Annotated in this window: 5 protein-coding genes and 1 pseudogene; 2 read left to right on the forward strand and 4 right to left on the reverse strand. The window is 58.9% G+C overall.

Features of this window, described 5'->3' with window-relative positions; translation table 11 throughout:
• Positions 1–197, forward strand: a 197-nt coding sequence (locus tag ACETWG_07795) for a hypothetical protein (GenBank protein MFB0516491.1), incomplete at its 5' end; no start/stop codon positions are given.
• A gap of 137 nt (positions 198–334) precedes the next feature.
• Here the strand turns inward: ACETWG_07795 and ACETWG_07800 are convergent.
• From ACETWG_07800 to ACETWG_07815, 4 genes and pseudogenes are all read right to left on the reverse strand, one after another.
• Positions 335–551 (reverse strand): annotated as a pseudogene (locus tag ACETWG_07800) (type II toxin-antitoxin system HicB family antitoxin).
• Positions 544–1,203: a glycerol-3-phosphate 1-O-acyltransferase PlsY gene (plsY, locus tag ACETWG_07805; GenBank protein MFB0516492.1), complete on the reverse strand. Its 660-nt coding sequence runs from the start codon at positions 1,201–1,203 to the stop codon at positions 544–546. Before plsY ends, ACETWG_07800 begins: the two are co-directional and overlap by 8 nt.
• A complete protein-coding gene (locus ACETWG_07810) occupies positions 1,200–3,017 on the reverse strand; it encodes a DAK2 domain-containing protein (protein ID MFB0516493.1) in 1,818 nt (605 codons plus the stop codon). The genes plsY and ACETWG_07810 overlap by 4 nt, the downstream gene beginning before the upstream one ends.
• A 128-nt stretch (positions 3,018–3,145) precedes the next feature.
• Positions 3,146–3,970 (reverse strand): DUF502 domain-containing protein, encoded by an 825-nt coding sequence (locus ACETWG_07815; protein ID MFB0516494.1) that lies wholly within the window; start codon positions 3,968–3,970, stop codon positions 3,146–3,148.
• A 152-nt stretch (positions 3,971–4,122) separates the two neighbouring features.
• On the opposite strand from ACETWG_07815, the gene ACETWG_07820 reads away from it, so the two are divergent.
• The coding region (locus ACETWG_07820) for a carboxypeptidase-like regulatory domain-containing protein (protein ID MFB0516495.1) at positions 4,123–4,591 on the forward strand (469 nt) is incomplete at its 3' end.

Raw genomic sequence — 4,591 nt, forward strand, 5'->3', positions numbered from 1 at the left:
CAAGTTTCGGGTTGTTAGTGGTCAGCGATCAGCCGTCAGGAAAAACCGCCAAGCCCGCCAAAGAAGACCGGTTGAGATCGCCACGCTACGCTCGCGATGACTATAAGTATGAGACGAAGTTAGTCTACATTAGCGAGGTGCGCGAAAATGGGGACTTGGGGCTGGGGCCGGCTGGGAATGTGAATGATGATCAGTAACTGGTGACTGGTGACTGGTTAGCGGGGAGTTATGTGTGGGGGCTTGGGACTAGGAGTTGGGGGCTGGTGAAGAGAATGGTGAAGAGCGAAACCGACGTCCTTCGACGGAGCTCAGGACGACAAAAGGAGTTATTTCATTACGCGTAAAGCAGCCGGCCCGTGGGGTCCGGTATCGGTCTGCCCAGTTCCCTGGCTGTGTCAATCCACTCCCGGATGACAACTTCGACATTTGCCAGGGCTTTCCGCCAGTTGGCGGATGGCCCCATCGGCCATACAGCCGGGTAGCTCCGGAACCTCGCCGATGCGGATCCGGTTGGCCTTATTCCAGTAGATGATGATTTCGCACTCAGGCAATGGGCCTCCGCCGCCTGAAGATCATGGCCTTCTCAAACCGGTTTTCCCTGCCTGCCAGCAACCGTTTAATATTGCTGCGGTGGGTGAACCAGATAAACAGGACCATAAGCACACTGAAGACTCCCAGGCTGGATGCCAGGGTGCCGTCGTGCAGGAAGGTAATCAGAGGGAATAGCGTTACGGCCGACATGGAGCCCACGCTGACGTAGCCGGTAATAATCAGGACCAGCACCCATACTATCACGCCTATCAGTACCGCCAGGGGGAAGAGATGAATCAGCATTCCTGCCAGGGTTCCGACGCCCTTGCCGCCGCGAAAGCTGGCAAAGACGGTAAAGGTGTGTCCCAGCACGGCGGCACCGCCGCACAGGATGGCTATCAGATTCTGGTCGCTAGTGGGTAGCTGCCCTAAGGCGCCGCCGATGGTCCAGCTAGCGATAACAGCTGCAGCGAACCAGCCCTTGAAGACGTCAACAATCATTACCACCAGGCCCGCTTTCCAACCCAACACCCGGAAAGCATTGGTACCGCCGGCGTTTCCGCTCCCGTAGTCCCGGATGTCAATGCCCCGGGTAACCTGCCCTACAATGATGCTGGTGGGAATACTCCCGGCCAGGTAGCTCAGCAGGAGCAGGATAAGCAGGAGGATCATATCAGTCCGGAGGGCAGGAGTGCTAAAATCAAGGAGCCGGGACCGGCGTGAGCCCCGAGGGCTGCCCCGGTGGCAGTGATATAGACCTTGTTGGTCTGCAGACCGAATTTGGGCAGCAGGTCCGACAAACGCTGGGCCCCAGCGTGACATTGGGCATGGCTGATGAAAACGTCGTAGGTTTGGCTCAGGTCGATGCGGTGGGCGACCCATTTCACCAGCCCCCGGGCGATATCGCGGCGACCCAGAAAGATGCCGGCCATATCGACGGTGCCCTGGTCGGTCCAGCCCAATACCGGACAGGCCCGCAGGAAGTCAGCTATGCGCTTCCGGGAGCGGGAGATGCGACCGCCCCGCACCGCATAGGAGAGGTTCTTGATGGCGGCGTAGATCACCGTCCGGTTAATGGCTTCCCGGGCGATGGCTATTACTTCTTCGTGGCTATGGCCCTCTTTGGCCGCCCTGGCCGCGGCCACGACGATGAGTCCCAGTCCGACGGTGGTGTTGACGGCATCAAGGACGGTAATGTGTGCCCGCGGCAGCCGCCGGGCGGCGTTTTCCGCCGACTGCAGGGTCCCGCTCACCGGCCGGGGCAAGTGCAGCGAGACGATACTGTCGTAATGGCTGGTCAGAAACTGGTAGGTGCGCCAGAAATCGCCGGGCGTGGGCTGGGAGGTCTGGGGATGGTGGGGATTGGTGGTCAGCTCCTGGAAAAACTCGTCCGGTGTGATCGTGACCTTGTCCAGGTAGCCCTTGTTGCCGAAGTTGAGCTTCACCGGCACCATGTGGATGTTATAGGTCTCAAGGAGCTCGGCGGGAATATCGGCGGTGGAATCGGTTACCACGGCCACCCCCTGTTGGGTGGTCCGGGCGGCTTCGGTTTGCCGGCGCATGTCATCAACCTTCTCGCCTGTCAGCTCGCCGTATCTTCGTGCCACATCAAAGACGGCCTGCGGCTCATTGGTATGGATATGAATCCGGACCCGCTCCTTTGATCCCCCCAGGACCAGGCTGTCACCCAGCCCCATGATGGCTTCGCGCAGTTTGTTCCGGGCGATATCGTGGCCCAGGACCAGGCACTCGGTACAATATCGTAAATCGGTATCGGTGGCGAGTTGAGCCAGGCTGGGATCTGGCAATTCAGGAGAAGGTAACACCGCCTGCGGCTCCCAACGACTGTGGAGTGATCCCCGGGTAATGAAATCGAGCATTCCCCTGAGGATGTAGACGAAACCCTGGCCGCCGGCATCCACGACGCCCCGCTTTTTCAGGATCTCCAGCTGCTCGGGTGTTCGCCGGAGGGCCTCTTCGGCCCGGGTCAGCGTATCCCGGAGCAGCTGCATGAAATCGCTGACTCCTTCCCTGGTACGCTCCTTGAAGCTGTCGACGGAGGCTTTGATGACCGACAGGATGGTCCCCTCCACCGGTTCGGAGAGGGCTTGTCGGGCGTACTCGTAGCCGGCTTCGGTGGCCCGGGTAAACTGATGGACCGACAGGCGGCGCAGCCCGGCGCAGCTGTCGGAAAACCCTTGCAGGAACTGGGCCAGGATCACGCCGGAGCATCCCCGGGCGCCGTCCAGGGCAGCATCGGCGATGGCCACGGCGGTGCGGCCCACATGGACGTGGACTCGATGCCGCGTTCGCTCCAGGATCGACAGGAGGGTAAAGCTGAGGTTGGTTCCCGTATCCCCATCGGGAACCGGAAAGACGTTGATCTTGTTGAGGTAGTTCTGGCCGGAGAGTACCCGCTGAATACCGGCTGCCAGTCCGCGGTGCAGCCGGATACCGTCAAGGTAAGTGATTTTGCCGCGATACATTACTGCGTTGTAAAAGCGCGCTCAAGGATACGCAAAACACGTAAAGAAGTCAACCCCATTCTCATTGATGGTGGCTGATTGTAGGCCGTCTTCGGCCTGGACGTAGCGGCTGGCAGCCGGGGGTTATTCTAGCGCGAGCTTTTGCCGGATTTCCGGGGTGGTTTCGGCTTGGTCTCTGTGCTAGAGGCCTGGCTGGTTTTCGGGGCCTCCTTTTTTGGGGCCTGCTTCTTGGCCTTAATGGGCGTCCCGCGTGGTTTGGACTTGCCATCGGTTGTCCTGGCGGCACTGAGACGCCTGGATTGTGCTTGAGAGGCCGCTAAACGGGCCGCCTCGGCGGCCTCCGGGGTGAGTTCATGCAGGAATTGGTGGCTGCTCCGGGATAGAGCCCCTCCCGAGATGAGCAGCTTGAATCCTTCCTCGATGGTCAGGTTGGCCTCCAGGGTCTCTTTCTGGGCCACGAAGACCACAAAGCCGGAGGTGGGATTGGGGGTAGTGGCGACGAAGATGTTGTAGTAGGGGACGCCGTCGGCCGAGACACTGGTTCCGGTGACGAAGCCCAGGGTCCAGAGGCCCGGCCGGGGATACTGCAGCCAGACCACCTTTTTAAAAGCACTCCGGTGCTCGGGGGAGAAGGTCTGGACGATCTGCTTGGCAAAGTTGTAGACGTTGGAGACGATGGGGACTCTGAGGACCAGTCTCTCGAAATACCCATAAAGGGCGCGGCCGAGCACATTGGTCACGAAAAGGCCTAGAATAAAGAGCGAGATGATCATCATGACCAGGCCCAGGCCGGGTATGTTGAATCCGAGGTACCGGTAGAAAATGGGCTGGACGACCGGTGCGAGGAACTGGTCCATGAATTGAAAGATGATCTCCAGGACCTTGTAGGTGACGTAGAGGGGTATGGCAGTAAAGATACCCGCCAGGAAAATGCGCCTGAGCTTAGCTCCCATTTGATTCAGTCTGGATTTCTATTTGATTACGCTTCCGAATGTAACTATTCTAACGCACGGTGACCAGCAGTTGACCCCGGTCTTATGCTAAAAGGTCAATCTTAACATTGTGACCATAATTATTTAGCATTATTTTGAAAATGAATTAGCGTATGATTCAACGGCGCATCATTACGGCCGCTTTTCTAATGGCCTGCATGGTTATGGGGCAGGAAAGAGAGACCGTACACCTCAGGGGTACGGTTCTCTCGGACGAGAACAACCCCCTGGCCTATGTCAATATCATCGTGCCGGGCACTGACCTCGGCACCGTCTCGGGCCGCGATGGCAGCTTCCACCTGGAGCTACCGGCAGCCGACAGCCTTACCCTGAGCTTCCGATATATCGGCTATGAGACCAAAACCATTACGCTTTTAAAGCGAGACTGGCCCGACACTCCCTTAATCGTGGTGCTGAAGGTTGGTTTACTGCGGTTCAGTCCCATCGAGGTGATCGGCGAGTCGGCCCTGGCGCGGGCGCAGCTTGTTGAGCCGGGCTTACGGATCTTCCGGGGCGAAGAAATGGCCGCCATTCCCTCCCTGGGTGGCGCCGATGTGTTCCGGGCGCTCCAGGCCCTGCCCG

Source organism: Candidatus Neomarinimicrobiota bacterium (assembly GCA_041862535.1).
In the GTDB taxonomy this organism is placed as follows: domain Bacteria; phylum Fidelibacterota; class Marinisomatia; order SCGC-AAA003-L08; family TS1B11.

Coding starts and splice junctions, on each gene's coding strand:
- plsY (MFB0516492.1), bottom strand. CDS start 1,203: ATGATCCTCCTGCTTATCCTGCTCCTGCTGAGCTACCTGGCCGGGAGT.
- ACETWG_07810 (MFB0516493.1), bottom strand. CDS start 3,017: ATGTATCGCGGCAAAATCACTTACCTTGACGGTATCCGGCTGCACCGC.
- ACETWG_07815 (MFB0516494.1), bottom strand. CDS start 3,970: ATGGGAGCTAAGCTCAGGCGCATTTTCCTGGCGGGTATCTTTACTGCC.